Consider the following 16760-nt stretch of genomic DNA (forward strand, 5'->3'; position numbering starts at 1 on the left):
AAACCAGGTGAAGGAACAGAGAAGCCAGGTGAGGGAACAGAAAAACCAGGTGAAGGAACAGAGAAGCCAGGTGAGGGAGTAGAAAAACCTAATTTACCAGAAAAAGGACAAGGTTCTTCTAATAATCAACAACTTCCAGCTACAGGACACAATACGAATTACGTTCCATTCATCGGTTTTATGCTTCTGTTACTAGGAATACGTTTAAGATTCATGGCTAAAAATAGTTAACGGATGTATAAAAGGCATCAGAGATATATAATCTCTGATGCCTTTTAAGTGAATACAGATAAAATGAAAATATCTATATGGAATGATAAATATGTTAAGCTTCAATTACGCTAAGCATTCTGTTTATAAATGCAGCTGCGTGAGCACGTTGTGATGGTCCTTTTGGTACGAATTGATTAAATTCATTACCTTTTACAATTCCATATCCATACACTCTTTGTACTTCTTCTTTAGCGTAAATTAAGTTTTGGTCTACGAATGGTAGTTCAACTTGTTTTGCAAAAATACCAGCGTGTTTTAGAGAACGATCGATCATAATAACAGCTTCTTCGCGTGTAATTGTAGTATTTGGATCAAATGTATTATCACCACGTCCGCGGATTATGCCTGCGCTTGCTGCACGATTAATACCGTCTCTTAAAGATGGGTGTACTTGTTCTAAGTCTGTGAAATTAGCATTTCCACTTGGTAATTGTAAAGCACGAGTAATTAATGTAGCAAATTCAGCACGCGTTACAAGACGTTCTGGGAAGTACTTGCCGTTCCCTTCTCCTTGCATAATGCCTCTAGCTGCTAATTGACGAATGTCTTGTTCATACCATCCACCTGTAATGTCATCAGTTACGGGATTTTTTTGGTTTTCCTTATAGTATGTTTCAGTTCCTTTTAAGAAAGCATCCCATTGTCCGCGTTGAATCATAAACGCAGGGCAGTTTTTTCCTGACCAAAATTGGTGTTTTTGGACCTTATCTAGAGAAATATTTAAGTCGTTCATTAAATAAGCTGCCAATTTACGCGCATTTTCTACCGCTTTTTCATAGTTTCCATCTTGATTAACGGCAATTTCAATTCCGATAGATTCATAGTTTCCAGTTTTATTTCCAGCATGCCATCCAACTTCATTTACTGGAAGATGTTGATAAATTTCTTTATCATCTACTGTGAAATGCCAAGATGCAGCGCGATCAGCTGTTCCGCGTGCTTGATTATCTAAGAATTTTGCATGATTCAGAGCATTAGCACCTTTCGCTGTATTAGCCGTTTCGTGAATCGTAATATATTTAGGCACCATCGGGTAGCCAGGGCGAATATCGTCATTTCCTTTTGGGACAATCATTTCTTTAAATGTAACGCCATAAATATTGTTTGTTTGTAGAGCTTCTGGCGATCTCAATAAACTATTTTTAGCAGTACGACTGTTTTTTAATAATGAAGCTTTTGTACCTTCAAATGTAGCAGAAGGTGCATAAATCCATTTTGCTGTTTCATTTATTTGGACTTTAAACCAATTTCCAGCTTGTTCAGTAGGAGTTATGACTTGTGGCTCTAGTTTTCCTTCTTCTTTAAACGATTGGAACGGAAGTGCATGTATGGAAGCTTCTTCTTTTACGATTAATTTTTGGTTAGATAGTTTATGAATCTCTTGAACTTCTAAGCTATTATCATTGTTATCTATCCATCCAGCGCCAGTTGACGTGGTTATGTAATAAGCATTTCCTTTTTTCTTTGTCGCCGTTACGACTTGTTCTGTAATCTCGATATTCGATTTGTTTTTTAAATCATTCGCGGTATATAATGAATGTTTTTTTGAAGTGTATAGTAGGAATTGGCCAGTAACCTCGATATCTTCTTCATGAGTACTATGCTCATTAACATGTTCTTTAATACTTTTAAAAACTTGATCCTCCGTATATACTTCGGCGGATTTTTCAGCACTCTCTGCAAATGAATAAGTAGGTGCAAGAACAGTTTGTAATGCAAGAGAGAGAGTTAAAACACTATAAAATTTCTTTTTCATATTTGTTTTTAACACATTAGATTGTGGAATCTAGTGTTAACAGTCCTCCTTTTTATATTGTATTTTCACTATGTATCGATTTTAACACTAATAAATTTTAACAAGAGAAAATCATGATGTCTATATACATGAGCAATATTCATAAAAAGAATTATTTGAAAAAATGTAAGAGAAACAGGTAAAACCTTCTGTATTGACCTGTAAACGCCCTTCAAGTAAACTAAAGAGAGTTTGCAAATGAAAAGGTGATAATGTTGTTAATTTCAATTAAAACGTTACAAGATGATCGTTTTTTACGTCCGCTACAAAATATTGGCGGCTTATTTTTTGAAGATAGTACGATTGGATTTGAACAAGAGGAAGCAAATCTGATTGTTGATATACACATTGAGGATAATGTGAAAGCATCCGCTCAATTAACGGATGTTAGCACAGGAAATGTGTATGAAGAAACATTCTCGAAAGATTTATCTGCTTTCACAGATGAAAAAGAGCGTATGAAGCAAGTGAAACACGTTGTTTCTTATGTATATCTTTCTGTTCTTCAGCAGTTAACTGGTATTGAACAAAGCTGGGGTATTTTAACGGGAGTACGTCCGACGAAACTTCTTCACAAAATGCTTCAAAATGGTATGTCAAAAGAAGAAGCGCATCAAGAACTTCGTGAAAGTTATTTAATTCATGAAGAGAAAATTGAACTTCTTCAGCGCATTGTTGATTGCCAATTAGCAGTTGTTCCGGATTTATACCGTTTGAAAGAAGAAGTAAGTATTTATATCGGTATTCCGTTCTGCCCAACGAAATGTGCATACTGTACATTCCCGGCTTATGCAATTAATGGACGCCAAGGATCTGTTGATTCGTTCTTAGGTGGTTTACATTATGAAGTTCGTGAAATTGGTAAGTTTTTAAAAGAAAAAGGTGTAAAAGTTACGACGATTTATTACGGCGGCGGTACACCTACAAGTATTACAGCAGAAGAGATGGATATGCTGTATGAAGAAATGTATGAAGCGTTCCCAGATGTGAAAAATGTGCGTGAAGTAACAGTTGAGGCAGGTCGCCCAGATACGATTACTCCAGCAAAGCTAGAAGTGTTAAATAAATGGAACATTGACCGTATTAGTATTAATCCACAGTCATACCATCAAGAGACACTAAAAGCAATTGGACGTCATCATACTGTAGAAGAAACAATTGAGAAATACCATTTAGCTCGTGAAATGGGAATGAACAATATTAATATGGACTTAATTATTGGTCTTCCTGGTGAAGGGTTAGATATCTTCAAGCATACGTTAGATGAAACAGAAAAGTTAATGCCAGAATCATTAACAGTTCATACGTTATCATTTAAACGTGCTTCTGAAATGACGCAAAACAAACGTAAATATAAAGTAGCAGGTCGCGAAGAAATTACAGCGATGATGCACGAAGCAGAAGAGTGGACGCAAAAGCATAATTACGTACCATATTACCTATATCGTCAAAAGAATATTTTAGGTAACTTAGAGAATGTTGGTTATGCAATGCCGACGCAAGAAAGTATTTACAACATTGTCATTATGGAAGAAGTACAATCAATTATCGGACTTGGTTGTGGTGCATCAAGTAAATTTGTTCACCCGAAGACGGGAGCAATTACGCACTTTGCGAATCCGAAAGATCCAAAATCATATAATGATGGCTTTGTGAAATATACAGAAGATAAACTGAAAATTTTAGAAGAGCTATTTGCATAAGAAGAAGGAGGTTGTTCCGAGTGGGAACAACCTCTTTTTTATCCTGCAGTAACGGGCGGTCCGATTATATCTTGTCAGTTTTTGTCGGTAAGTTGATATATTCGAAAAATCGCTGATATAAATTGAGTTGTGGTTGATATATTTTGAAAATCGCTGATATATTTCAAGTTACGGTCGATATATCTGGAAAACCGCCGATATAATTTCATTTAGCGTCTAGCGGTACCGTATGTAAAACTATGTCGATAATAATCAGAAAAATTAGTCAAATCATTAGAGGACAATGTCTACTTATGGACGAAATGATAGATTTATGAAAGAGAAAAGGGGGAAATTGTTGGCATGTATATGACGATAGGGAGAATTTTTGATTTATCAGTTGGTAAGTATCCAAATAAAGAGGCGTTAGTGGAACCTGAAAAAAATATTCGCTGGACGTATAAACAGTGGGATGAACAAATAAATAAAACGGCACACGCTCTATTAGAAGAAGGGGTAAGAAAGGGAGATACGGTATCTGTTTACTTATATAATTGCCATGAATTTGTAAACGTTTACTTAGCCTGTGCGAAAATTGGAGCGATTTTTAACCCGATTAACTTCCGCTTAAAGGCGAAAGAAGTATCTTATATTCTTCAGGACGCATCCTCGAAAGTCGTTGTCTTTGAAAAAGCAGTTGAGTCAACTGTTGCTATAATTGAAAGAGATTTTCCAAATACATCTTTTTGGTCTATAGAAAACGATAAACCTTCCTATGCAAGTTCCTACCATGAAAAAGTGAATGAAGCATCTTCTGAGAAAGTAAATATCGAAATTGATGAAATGGATTATTGTTCAATGCTTTATACGAGCGGTACGACTGGGCATCCGAAAGGCGTATTACATCGTCATCGCGAAATGACTGAGCATAGTATGATTTGTACGTATTTCCTTAAATATAATAGAGATAGTGTTGGGCTTGTTGTTGCGCCTTTATATCACTGTGGTGAATTAAATGCCGGAATCATACCACGCATTCAAGTTGGCGGAAAGAATGTTATTTTGCATCATTTTGATACAGAAACAGTATTACATACGATTCAAGAAGAAAAGATTACGACGTTCTTTGCAGCGCCGACGATGTGGAATATGTTGTTGCAAAAAGATTTAGCTCAGTATGATTTAACGTCAATGAAAATCGGTATATATGGCGGAGCAGCAATGGCACCGGCGTTAGTGAAGGAATGTAAAGAACGTCTTTATATTGATCTTGTTCAAATATACGGAATGACAGAAATGGGGCCAGTTGTTGCGTTTCTCGTAGAGGAGGATCAAATTACGAAAGCTGGTTCAGCAGGCACGCCATGTTTTAGCCATGAAGTTCGTATTGTGAAACCGAACGAGGATGCACCGGCAGAACCAGATGATGTATTACCTCCTTATGAAGTGGGAGAAATTATTTTACGCGGCCCAACTATGATGGCTGGCTATCATAATCGTGAAGAAGCGAATAAAAAATCGATGTATAAAGGATGGTATCATTCTGGTGATCTAGGCTATTTTGATAAAGACGGTTATTTATTCGTTGCTGATCGCGTTGATGATATGGTAATTAGCGGTGGCGTAAATATTTATCCTCGTGAAATTGAAGATTTCCTTCATAGTCATCCAGGTATATTAGATGTGGCGGTACTTGGTGAGCCAGATGAATTATGGGGAGAGCGTGTTGTGGCAGTTATTGTGAAGAAAGATGAAACAATAACTGAAGCTGATTTAGAAACGTATTGCAAAGAAAGTGATGAACTAGCAGATTATAAACGTCCGCGTCATTATTTATTTGTAGATGAACTCCCTCGTAATGCGAGCGGGAAGTTGCAGAAGTTTGTACTGAGGGAGTCGTTGAAAGGTGCGAAAAAATAGAAAATGCAGGATGCCCCATATCTATGGGGTATCCTGCATTTTTCTGTATTAAACAGAAGAAACAATATCTTTGTTAATTCTCATTTCTTCTTGGTGAAGGTTAATTAGCGCATTTGAAATAAGGTGGAAAAACAAAAGGGATGTAATGCACAAAAAGAAAAGACACCCTAAGGTGCCTCTCTCCGACTTGAACCATTTCATTTCATACGAATCGGAATCTATCCGTATTACCATTACCCCTTTGTTATGAGTGTAAACACACACTATAAAGCAGAATCGTCTATATACACTAGATTGTTAGTTCACAAAAGACAAGAGATTTGAGATCAATATCGAAGTGACGCCACATCCCCTATAATAATTGATATGTTACGCCTTTTAAAAGAATCTGCTTTATAGAACGTGCCCACAAGTTATATTTTACTACATGTAATATTCATTTAGTGTATTTTTTGATGAATATGTATAATTACATAAACTGTATGAAAAAAAAGAGAGTATACTCTAATATTGTGTAATAAAGATGAAGCCCGCCTACGAATAGGGGGCTTTTCTTACTTTTTATAAATATTTATTCCAATTATATTATCAGATGAGTCTAAACGAATATAAACGTCAGCTGATAAAAGGTGTGCATTATATATTCGTTGTTTATATGTTGATATCTCGAAGCGTTTTCCATTTAATTCACATTCTAGAATAATCATATCGCCATGTTCTTTCCAAGTTATTAATTTAGCAGTTGTATTCATATAAACCTCCTCTGAATCATTTTATGAAAATTAATAGAGATAGTGTGAGAAAGGAGTTTATATAACAAAAAAAGACACCTTAAGTGTCTTCTTTGATTACTATAAAAGTCGTTGAATAAAATAGGTTTCTATTTTTATTTGCGTGAAAAGCCTTCTTCATCAAGGTATTCCGCAGCTTCTGGATAAGAGTTGAATGTACCGTCTAAGTTTACACCAGCGTACACGTTCCACATGTCATCCTCTGAAATAAGAGTAAGAATATGACCATCTTCGTTCTGCCATTCTTCTTCTTTCGCAGGTTCTACAGGTGCTACTACTTCTTCTTGTGATAGAAGGTCAATTGATTTCTCAATTACTGAACGTAACTCCTCTGCTGAAAACTCACGGATGTTAACCATGCCTTTATCATCTGTTTTATAACCTTTAATACCGCTTGCATATACAAATCCATTTCCATTTGGGTGTAAATGAAATACAACGTTCTTTTTATCTAAACGACTTTCTTCAAAGTGGAAGTTTACACGTTTTAATGATACGTTCTTTCTTTCTAGTTCTGGGAAAGATTCAATAATCGATAATTTTTCTTCAAAAGTTAGCATAGTGCCTCCAAGTATATAGTAAAAGATTTAATTTGTTCATTATAGCATAGTTGCAATTGTTTCCAAAGATAAGGGGAAAACTTTTCGTTGAATACGTTTACGTCACGAGAATGTAAAAAGTGAGCTAACGAATGTATCTTTTTAGGTGTACAATGGAACATGGACTTTATACAAAGGTGGTTTTTTTATGTTTCAAAAAATAGCAAAGGAATGTTTAGCAGGATTTACTGTTGCGATTGTTGCGTTACCACTTGCGATTGCATTTGGTATTGCCGCGACAGGAACGTCTGAGGGAGCGCTTGTTGGATTGTATGGTGCGATTTTTGCAGGTTTATTCGCAGCGTTATTTGGCGGGACACCTGGGCAAGTAACAGGACCAACTGGACCAATTACCGTTATTGCAACAGGAGTTATTGCGACGCACGGGTTAGAGGCAAGTTTTATTGCCTTTATGATGGCAGGGTTATTTCAAATTTTATTCGGTGTATGTAAGCTCGGTTCTTACGTTCGATATATTCCGTATCCTGTCGTTTCGGGATTTATGAATGGTATTGCATTAATCATTATTTTAGGCGAAATAAAGCACGTACAAAATAGTTTTTTACTTGTTGTGTTAACGATTATTGTAATGATTGTTTCTGGTAAATGGATTAAGGCGATTCCGTCTAGTTTAGTAGCACTAGTCGGTGTGACAGCTTTGCTTCCTTTATTTTCTTCCTTACTCGAAGGACTTACAGTAAAGTTACCGATTATCGGAAATCTTTCACTAAATAAAGTAATTGAAAAGATTGGAACCATTCCAGAAGCGATGCCTACGCTTCATATTCCATCTTTAAGTGGAACAGGAATAGCAGCACTTATTTTGCCAGCGCTTAGTATTGCTTTATTAGGATCGATTGACTCGTTGTTAACATCGGTTGTAATGGACAATGTGACAGGTACACGTCATAAAAGTAATAAAGAACTGGTCGGACAAGGTATCGGTAATATGATGAGCGGATTGTTTGGCGGATTAGCAGGTGCAGGTGCGACTGTAAGGTCTATCGTGAATATAAGAAGTGGCGGTAAAACGGCACTTTCGGCATGTATGCATAGTGTTATCTTATTTATTTTTATTATGGGTCTTGGTTCGGTCGTACAATATATTCCACTTGCTGTATTATCAGGTATTTTAATTTTAACTGGTATTGGAATGTTCGATTGGGGAAGCATGAAAAAGATGCATGTCGCTCCTAAAGGTGATGTCGTTGTTATGCTCGTAACGATGATTGTAACGGTGAAGTTCGATTTAATGATTGCTGTTGCATTCGGTATTATTCTTTCGTTCATCATATATATGGTGAAATGTAAAGAACGCAAAACTTCTATCGTAAAAGAAAAAGAAGAAACGTACACAATTCAAGGACCGCTCTCTTTCCTATCAGTAGATCGTATTTTCTCTACTTTACAAGATGTGAAGTCACCGGTTGTTTTACGTATGAAAGATGTGCGTTATATGGATGTATCAGGAGCTATGGCATTATTAAATTTTGTTGAGCAATCAAATAAAGTAGGAGCAAGTGTAAAGCTTGAGCAAGTACATCCGAGTATTGAAAAAACAATCGCAGTAATGGCAAGCGATGAACAGAAAGAGCAATTGAAAATTTTAAGTGTTTAGATGGTAATTAGAATATCTCACAATCTTACATAAATTATAATGTAGAGTTGTGGGATATTTTTATAATGTTTTTAGTAATATGTATCGCAGTGATAGAGAGGAAGGGCTCTTTTTGCGTAACAGAAACGGTTATAGTGTGTACATATATAATGGAAGGAATTAGAAAAAATATTGTGAAGAGACAGGCTTAAATGGGTTCTCTTTTCTATTTTGAAAAAAAAACCAAGTATTCAACCTATAATAAATTTGTTATGATAACCAATGGGATAAAGTGAATTCCTATCGTTTAAAACAATATGTTTGAGAGTATATGTATAAAAGAAAAGAGAAAAAATATGAATAAAACATTTGTAAAAGGAGCAGCAATTTTAACCATTACAACTTTTTTGTCGAAATTGCTGGGTAGTTTTTTTCAAATTCCATTACAAAATATTGCAGGAGATGAAGTGCTCGGTATTTTCCGCCTTGTTTTTCCTGTATATATGATTGCTCTTACATTATCGGTAGCCGGAGTTCCACTTGCAATTTCGAAACTAATTGCAGAGTTGAACGAAAAAAATAAGCAAAAGGAAATTGCGAAATTATTTAAATCAGCGTCAATTATTGGGATAGCATTTGGCGTTTTCGGCTGTTTAGTCATTGTATTATTTTCTATTGAAATTGCAAATATGCTTGGTGGACAAGAAACTAGAATGCCGTTGCTTATTACTTCATTAGCGTTACTCATTGCGCCATACATGGCGGTGTATAGAGGGTATTTTCAAGGTTTCGGTGATATGAAACCAACAGGGGTATCACAGGTCATTGAGCAATTTGTACGTGTGTTTTTTATGTTAATAATTGCTTACATACTAGTATCATGGGATAAGAGTAATACTGTTATTACTAGTGGTGCGATGGTCGGCTCTTTTCTTGGAGTCATTAGTTCGCTTATATATTTGCGTATAAAATATAATAGAAGTCCATACTACAATAAAAGCAATTCCTATTCGCTCCGAGATTTAAGAGAAAACGGCAAAAAGATATTGCGGGTATCGATCCCAATCGCTATTGGAGCTTTATCAATGCCACTTTTAAATTTAGTAGACTCGCTTACAATACCGCATGTATTACAAGGATCATCAACAGAAATTCAAGAACAATTTGGAATATACAGTCGCGGTTTTGCATTCACGCAAATAATTGTTATTTTTGCAAGCGCAATTGTATTTCCGTTAATACCACTCTTAACTTCCGCATTGGCCAAAAGAGATATAAATTTGGCGAAAATAACAATTCAAAATACAAATCGACTAGCGCATGTTTTGACAGCACCGTTAACAATATGGTTGATGGCATTAACAGTACCGTTAAATGTCGGATTGTTCACAGACGTAAAAGGCAGTAGTATGTTAACAGTGATGATTGGCAGTTCGTATTTTACTGCGGTTGTGGTATTATCAATAGGTGTTTTACAGGGCATTAACCGTTCTGCACAAGCTGCATGGATTGTTATTGGTGCGAGTTGTGTGAAAGTCGTGTTAAACATAATGTTCGTGCAGAAGTTTGGCATAGATGGAGCGGCGTATAGTACATTAATTACTTACGTATTGATTTGTATTGTAAATCATTTGTATATTCGAAGCTATATTGCCTATTCTATTCATTTAAAAAGCTTTTTTGGTGTGCTAGCAATAGCATGTATTTTGGGACTAGGATTGTATGAATTATGTAATGTGATAAATATTACATCTTCAAGAATTATGACGTTATTATTCAGTGGTATAGCATTAAGTATTACAACCATTTTGTATGGTGTATGTGCTTTGAAATTAAAATGGATATCAATAAACAAAATACCATTTTTGAAAAGATAAATATAGAAATTTAATTTTTTATTATAATTCATATGAACTGATAAAGAGGAAACTATGTAGGGTATCAAGTGTTTAGGTAAGGAATGGGTACTAGTTTATGTTAGATGAAATAAACGGTTACCTAGTTTTGGAGGAGATTTAGGGTGCGTTTAGTCTTATCAGGATATTATGGTTTTTATAATGTTGGAGACGAGGCGATTCTACAATCAATTATTGAATCGTTAAGTAAAGAGAACCCGGATATAGAACTAGTAGTACTATCAAATGATTCTAAATATACAAAGGAAATGTATGGTGTAGAATCGGTAGATCGCTGGGATATAAAAGCTGTTTATCATGCAATCAAAAACAGTGATGGAGTTATTAGCGGTGGCGGGAGCCTTCTTCAAGATCAGACAAGTACGAAGAGTATTCTATATTATACGGGTATTATGGGACTCGCTCGATTATTAAAAAAGCCGTATTATATTTATTCACAAGGAATAGGTCCAATTACAAAAGGATATAATCGTCTATTAGTAAAATGGAACTTGGCAAAAGCTTCCTATGTATCAGTTCGAGATGAGGATTCGTTTTTATATTTAAAAGAACTTGGCATAAAAAACGATATTGAAATTGTTCCAGACCCTGTTTTAACATGGAAACGGACAAAACAATCGGATTGGTTGCAAAAGCATTCGATACATGGAAAAGTAATTGCGGTTAGTGTGCGTTATTGGAATGCAAAAGAAGATTATATAAAAAAATTAGCTGCGGCATTAAAAAAATTAAAGCAAGAAGGATACCAAATTCTATTTGTTCCAATGCATGAGCCATTTGATCAAAAAGCTTCACGTGAAGTAGTAGACTTAATGGGAGAAGAGACGTATATGCTTCCATATAAAATGGATATCGACGAGAAAATATTCATTTTATCACAATGTTCATTACTAATTGGTATGCGTCTTCATGCACTAGTTTTTTCTGCTGTAGCCAAAACTCCAATGGTCGGGATTTCATACGATCCGAAAATTGATTCGTTTTTAAGTCAAGTGAATCAGCCAGTTATAGGAAGTGTGGATGGCGAATGGAGTGCTGAATATTTATATGAAATTGCGAAAAAGCAATTAATGCAACAAGGAACTGTGCAGCAAGAGTTACAATTGACAATAGATGAGCTTCGGTTGCAAGGCAAACAGGCAACAAAGAAACTCATTGATCATATGGAAAAAGGCACTTTATTAAAAAAGTAAAGTGTCTTTTATTTTGTTTTGAATGTAATGAAAATTCAAATTAAAAAACGTTTTATTTTAATTCCTATTTATTATGCTAAAATGATTGTGATTATTATATAATCAAATTTGTGATAATAAATTCGTAGATTACGAGGAGGATAACCTTGAAGACTTTTTCAAAAGGTATAACAGCAGTGGCATTAACGGGATCATTACTTTTAACTCCTATTTCAAGTTATGCGGCAAATGATGATATTACAGGACATATGTTTGAGACGAATATGCGCTCACTTATTACTAAAGGAGTTTTAATGGGGTATGGAGACAATGTATATGCGCCTGATAAATTAGTAACAAGAGCAGAGTTTGCTACATTCATAGCGAGGGCTTTAAATTTACCGAAAGCTGATTCGAATTTCGAGGATGTGCCGAAGACTTACGGTTTATATGATGGTGTAAGTAGAGCATATGGAGCGAAAATTATTAATGGTCGTACGAACGAGACGTTCTCACCAAATGATGTGATTACACGTGAAGAAATGTCGATCATGGTAAAGCGAGCGTTAGACTATAAAAATATTAAAGTAGCTGTAAGTCCGCTTACCTTTACTGATAAAGATAGTATTAACTATAAAGAGCATGTGCAAGTTATGGTGGCTACTCAAATTATTAAAGGGTATCCAGAAGATAATACATTTAGACCACATTTATCAGCTACAAGAGGGATGGCTTCAGCTATGTTGGATCGCATGCTTCAGACGATTGAAAAAAACGGAAATAGCAATCCTGTAGAAACTAAGAAATATGTCGTGACAAATGTAAGAGAAAACGGAACAGAGCAAGAAGTAGAGCGCTATAATACGTATAAAGAAGCGGTTACCGCTGCTCAAAATAAAGGTATGAATGCGGTAAAATACGAGAACGAATTTTTATGGATTAAAGATGGTTTTGCAAGTGCGAAAAGAATAACTGGGCAAAACATCATTAATATTTATGATGAGAATTTAGCAACAGTATATACGTATATTCAGTATGGAACAGAATTGAAAGTGTTAGAAGTTGGCGAAGATCGTGTGAAAGTTCAACTTTCTGGTTTGACAGGTTATGTGAAGAAGAATGAAATCACTTTAATTCCTACCAATGAAATGAAACAGTCGTCTTATTATGTGAAATCAGATGGATATTTATACCATAAATATTATACATATAATACAAGTTCACCTGGATATACAGAATTTAGATATGGTGTGGCACCTTCTTTCATGAAGCAAGGACAGCAAATGTATAGTGTAGATGGAAAGACATTTGGAGACGAAACTTTCTATCAATATTTCAATTATTTATCATTACGTTCGAAAACAGATTATACAGCTGAACAACTAGATAGTTATGTGAAATCGATTAAGCCAGACTCTCCATTAATTGGTTTAGGAAAGAAATTTAAAGAAGTAGAAAGCAAGTATAATGTAAATGCATTATTCTTATATTCATTAGCAATTCATGAAAGTTATTATGGAACAAGCGCTCTTGCAAAAGACAAAAATAATTTATTTGGTTTAAAAGCAACAGACGATAGTCCATATGGTAACGGAGAAGCATTCAATTCAAAAGAAGATTGTATTGAACATGCAGCAAAATTATACATGAATGAAGGATATTTAAATCCAGGACATTGGCGTTATACAGCAACATATACAGGTGATAAAGCTGCTGGTTTAAATGCGAAATATGCATCTGATGCGAACTGGGGTAAAAAAGTAGCGGGGCATATGAACCGTTTTGATTCTTATTTAGGTAAAAAAGAATACAACAAGTACAAACTTGCACGTGTGATGAATAACGTGGAAGTGAAAAAGAATCCTAGTATATCAAATGAGCGACTGTATCGTTTAAATACAAATGTAGTTGTCACAGTTACTGGTGAAGAAATAATAAATGGAAAAGCGTGGGTTAAAGTTATTTCAGATAATCCTACTGTAACAGAAGCGTATATTGCAAAAGAAAGCTTAGAATACGTAAAACATTAATTAAATAAAAAAGAAGGTGCTACTAATATTTCGTAGCACCTTCTTTTTATTCAATTTCAAAATCAACAATGATATAAGCGAGTATAACAACGAAGAAAATGCTAACGGCTGGCGCTGTTAATACGTGGCCAGACATAAAGCCAATGCCAAGTGATAGAATGAGTGTGCTTGCTAATAGCATATACTTTACGCTCATGATTTTCTTAAAGTTTGTGATCATGCGGATTAATAATTTAATACCAAAGTATAGAAGTGGTATTAAGTAAATAAGGAAACCGACAATTCCAAATGCGAAAAATAGGTCATGGAAGTCCATTTCAATTAATTTAATTTTATCTGTGTAGTTACCAGCGTAACCCATTCCGAATAGTTTTTGTGAAAGCGGTGCGTCTTTATAGTACTGTTTGTATGTTTTTAAGAATTTGTCGCGATCGCTGTAAATTAAACTTTTTACTTCAGAATCTGTAAGTTCACCTTTTGCATGTTTTTTTGCATCTTCTGGATCTTCTTTAATTACTTTTCCTTCTTTTCGATCTTTCTCTTCTTGTACTGATTTTTTGTATTCGTATATTTGCATGTGAATGCCCATATTTTTTGCGATAGGAGTATGTGGTGTAAGAGCAATTAAACCTCCTAGTATAACAGCGGCAACAACGGTATTTACAATATGTGTGAATCCTTTTCCTTCTTTTTTACGATTTATCATATATTCAATGAATGAGAAGAAAAGTGCTACGCCTAATGTAATAACAATTGCGCCATATCCGACTTTCGTTCCGACCATAATACTTGCATACATCGCAAGTATTGTTGGAATCCAGTAATATATTTTCGAGAAAGAAGTTGTTTTATGAATCGAATATAAGACAATGATTGGGAACATAATGGCGAAAAGAGAACTTAAATCATTTCCAGCGAAGAACCAACCTCTTGAACCGATTTTTGAGTGAGGATAGCTTGGGAAATCCGTTCCAGTTTGCATTGCGACAATCATTGTGATGCTTAAAATTAAAGTTGCATATAAGAAATATGTAATGATTTTATGAAATACATACTCTTTATTTTTTAGCTCTTTAAAGGCGATAATATATCCAAACAGTAGCACAATTGGATATACGGTCTTTAAGATAAATTTAACTTCTTCTCCAAATGAAACTGGAGATTTAACCATCATATTATTTACAAGACCGATTGCGAGTGCGATTCCGAGTAAACATAAATAGAAGATGTACTTTTTCGCATCTTGTTGTTTGTGATGAAGAAGTAGGTATCCTAATGCAAGAAGCATAAAGGCGAAACGGACTACAACTCCAACTGTTGCGCTCATGTGTAGTATATAGATTGAAAAAGATGTTAATAAATCTAAAATTGGTTGAAACACAATGAATAGCAATAGGAAATGTGGGAAGTAGTTATCCGTTTGTTTCAACTTATTAACCATATGTTCCTCCAGTTCTTCATTCCTTTATTACAACACCCAAAAGATGGGTATAAAGCCTTTTTTACATAGTAAGGCGAATGAATTTCAATATTTGTTTTTTATCAAACTTAAGAATACACCATTTCATTGTAATGGTAAATAGATGAAAAGCATGGATAAACCGACTTTAATTTCTATATTTTTCAACGGAATTGTATGTTTTATACGGTATATGTACAAATTGTGAGATTATTAGACAGAAAATTGAGAAAAAAGAAGGATTTTTCAGTGGTTTTCTATAATTATATAAGTATAATCTTTATGGAGAAAAGAGGGGTATATATAATGGAAATAACAAGTAAAACAGAATCTGTCGTTGTGAAATATGAAGGGCACGTTGCAACGGTTATGGTCAACCGCCCAGAGGTGTTAAATGCGTTAGATGAGCCGACCTTAAAAGAGTTATTACAAAAGTTGAAAGAAGTAGCGGAAAGTTCTGCGCATATCGTTGTGTTATGCGGGAACGGTCGTGGTTTTTCTGCGGGTGGGGATATTAAATCGATGCTTTCAAGTAATGATGAAAGTAAGTTTGATGGTATTATGAATACCATTTCTGAAGTTGTCGTGACATTATATACGATGCCAAAGCTTGTTATTAGTGCCATTCATGGACCAACTGCAGGTCTTGGGTTAAGTATTGCGTTAACAGCTGATTATGTAATGGCGGATATATCATCTGTTATTGCAATGAACTTTATTGGAATCGCTTTAATTCCAGATGGAGGCGGTCATTTCTTCCTTCAAAAGCGCGTCGGTGAAAATATGACGAAGCAAATTATTTGGGAAGGCAAGAAATTATCAGCGACAGAAGCGCTTGATATCGGCTTAATTGATGAAGTAATCGGCGAAGATTTCCAAACGGCTGTGAAGCAGAAGATTAATGAATGGTCACAAAAACCGATTAAAGCAATGATTCAAACGAAGCAAATTTTGTGTGAAGTAAATCGCTCTAATTTAGAGCAAACATTGCAATTAGAGAAGCGTGGTCAATATGCAATGAGACAAACAGCGGATCATAAGGAAGGAATTGCTGCGTTTTTAGAGAAACGTTTACCAGCATTTAAAGGGGAATAAAGTTTGTCCATTCCTCACTGATTATTAGCTCGTTAATTCGGGATAAAGGGGAGAAAGTGCTAACACATTTTAGTATAATTGTGTTAGCACTTTTTTTAAGGAGTAATACATGAAGAAAATGATCGGTGTTATCACTATTATTTTGCTTACATATTCTGCTTTGCATAGTACACCATCTTTGGCAGTTCGGACTGCGTTATTTTTTGAGGGACATCCAAGTGTTGCATTTTCTGACGGGGTGACGAAAGAAAAAGATGTGAAAAAAGAAGCGATTCCAGATGAGTATCAAACTCTATATGGTAAGGACGAAGACTTAGAGCACTATTTCTTTCCACATGTAAGAGCACATGGATCAGGAATTGATATGTTAAGTGCATGCGTGAAGAAAAAATGGTTTTTCTATAAAGCAGAGCTCGGATGTTATTAAATAT

The 16760-nt window shown here is 35.0% G+C and carries 13 protein-coding genes; 9 read left to right on the top strand and 4 right to left on the bottom strand.

Going from position 1 to position 16760, the window contains the following annotated elements; translation table 11 throughout:
- Positions 1–231: LPXTG cell wall anchor domain-containing protein (locus DN401_RS15505; protein ID WP_140421727.1), on the top strand; the 231-nt coding region annotated here is incomplete at its 5' end.
- A gap of 94 nt (positions 232–325) precedes the next feature.
- Here the strand turns inward: DN401_RS15505 and DN401_RS15510 are convergent.
- A complete protein-coding gene (locus DN401_RS15510) occupies positions 326–2029 on the bottom strand; it encodes an S-layer homology domain-containing protein (protein ID WP_044307491.1) in 1704 nt (567 codons plus the stop codon).
- 251 nt (positions 2030–2280) lie between these two features.
- Between DN401_RS15510 and DN401_RS15515 the strand changes: the two genes are divergently transcribed.
- Positions 2281–3771 (top strand): coproporphyrinogen III oxidase, encoded by a 1491-nt coding sequence (locus DN401_RS15515; protein WP_002164625.1) that lies wholly within the window; start codon positions 2281–2283, stop codon positions 3769–3771.
- Between the two features lie 342 nt (positions 3772–4113).
- Positions 4114–5670, top strand: a complete 1557-nt coding sequence (locus DN401_RS15520; protein WP_000281993.1) for a fatty acid--CoA ligase — start codon at positions 4114–4116, stop codon at positions 5668–5670.
- A gap of 554 nt (positions 5671–6224) precedes the next feature.
- Here DN401_RS15520 and DN401_RS15525 read toward each other — a convergent pair.
- Together DN401_RS15525 and DN401_RS15530 are read right to left on the bottom strand one after the other, a co-directional pair.
- Complete coding sequence (locus tag DN401_RS15525) at positions 6225–6422, bottom strand: hypothetical protein (RefSeq protein ID WP_001098262.1); 198 nt, start codon at positions 6420–6422, stop codon at positions 6225–6227.
- A 134-nt stretch (positions 6423–6556) separates the two neighbouring features.
- Positions 6557–7021 carry a hypothetical protein gene (locus tag DN401_RS15530; RefSeq protein ID WP_000954998.1) on the bottom strand — a complete coding sequence of 155 codons (465 nt, stop codon included), beginning with the start codon at positions 7019–7021 and terminating at the stop codon, positions 6557–6559.
- Positions 7022–7208: 187 nt separating this feature from the next.
- Here DN401_RS15530 and DN401_RS15535 point away from each other — a divergent pair, with 187 nt between their 5' ends.
- The 4 genes from DN401_RS15535 (at position 7209) to DN401_RS15550 (ending at position 13775) form a co-directional block, all read left to right on the top strand.
- Entirely contained in the window at positions 7209–8678 is a 1470-nt protein-coding gene (locus DN401_RS15535; RefSeq protein ID WP_000486654.1) for a SulP family inorganic anion transporter, read from the top strand.
- A gap of 335 nt (positions 8679–9013) precedes the next feature.
- Entirely contained in the window at positions 9014–10534 is a 1521-nt protein-coding gene (locus DN401_RS15540) for a putative polysaccharide biosynthesis protein (protein ID WP_149287838.1), read from the top strand.
- Positions 10535–10677: 143 nt separating this feature from the next.
- Positions 10678–11766, top strand: coding sequence for a polysaccharide pyruvyl transferase CsaB (csaB, locus tag DN401_RS15545; RefSeq protein ID WP_016121968.1), 1089 nt, complete (start codon positions 10678–10680; stop codon positions 11764–11766).
- A 146-nt stretch (positions 11767–11912) separates the two neighbouring features.
- Complete coding sequence (locus DN401_RS15550; RefSeq protein WP_000847503.1) at positions 11913–13775, top strand: S-layer homology domain-containing protein; 1863 nt, start codon at positions 11913–11915, stop codon at positions 13773–13775.
- Between the two features lie 46 nt (positions 13776–13821).
- On the opposite strand, the gene DN401_RS15555 is transcribed toward DN401_RS15550, so the two are convergent.
- Positions 13822–15216 (bottom strand): O-antigen ligase family protein, encoded by a 1395-nt coding sequence (locus tag DN401_RS15555; RefSeq protein ID WP_149287839.1) that lies wholly within the window; start codon positions 15214–15216, stop codon positions 13822–13824.
- 300 nt (positions 15217–15516) lie between these two features.
- On the opposite strand from DN401_RS15555, the gene DN401_RS15560 reads away from it, so the two are divergent.
- Positions 15517–16329 carry an enoyl-CoA hydratase gene (locus DN401_RS15560; RefSeq protein WP_001999174.1) on the top strand — a complete coding sequence of 271 codons (813 nt, stop codon included), beginning with the start codon at positions 15517–15519 and terminating at the stop codon, positions 16327–16329.
- A 109-nt stretch (positions 16330–16438) separates the two neighbouring features.
- The gene (locus tag DN401_RS15565; protein WP_000738198.1) at positions 16439–16756 is read left to right on the top strand and encodes a hypothetical protein; all 318 of its coding nucleotides are present in this window, start codon (positions 16439–16441) and stop codon (positions 16754–16756) included.
- The last annotated feature ends 4 nt before the right edge of the window (positions 16757–16760 follow it).

Origin of the sequence: Bacillus sp. BF2-3, from assembly GCF_008368795.1 — a bacterium.
Lineage (GTDB): Bacteria > Bacillota > Bacilli > Bacillales > Bacillaceae_G > Bacillus_A > Bacillus_A cereus.

Coding starts and splice junctions, on each gene's coding strand:
- DN401_RS15510 (WP_044307491.1), bottom strand. CDS start 2,029: ATGAAAAAGAAATTTTATAGTGTTTTAACTCTCTCTCTTGCATTACAA.
- DN401_RS15515 (WP_002164625.1), top strand. CDS start 2,281: ATGTTGTTAATTTCAATTAAAACGTTACAAGATGATCGTTTTTTACGT.
- DN401_RS15520 (WP_000281993.1), top strand. CDS start 4,114: ATGTATATGACGATAGGGAGAATTTTTGATTTATCAGTTGGTAAGTAT.
- DN401_RS15525 (WP_001098262.1), bottom strand. CDS start 6,422: ATGAATACAACTGCTAAATTAATAACTTGGAAAGAACATGGCGATATG.
- DN401_RS15530 (WP_000954998.1), bottom strand. CDS start 7,021: ATGCTAACTTTTGAAGAAAAATTATCGATTATTGAATCTTTCCCAGAA.
- DN401_RS15535 (WP_000486654.1), top strand. CDS start 7,209: ATGTTTCAAAAAATAGCAAAGGAATGTTTAGCAGGATTTACTGTTGCG.
- DN401_RS15540 (WP_149287838.1), top strand. CDS start 9,014: ATGAATAAAACATTTGTAAAAGGAGCAGCAATTTTAACCATTACAACT.
- DN401_RS15555 (WP_149287839.1), bottom strand. CDS start 15,216: ATGGTTAATAAGTTGAAACAAACGGATAACTACTTCCCACATTTCCTA.
- DN401_RS15560 (WP_001999174.1), top strand. CDS start 15,517: ATGGAGAAAAGAGGGGTATATATAATGGAAATAACAAGTAAAACAGAA.
- DN401_RS15565 (WP_000738198.1), top strand. CDS start 16,439: ATGAAGAAAATGATCGGTGTTATCACTATTATTTTGCTTACATATTCT.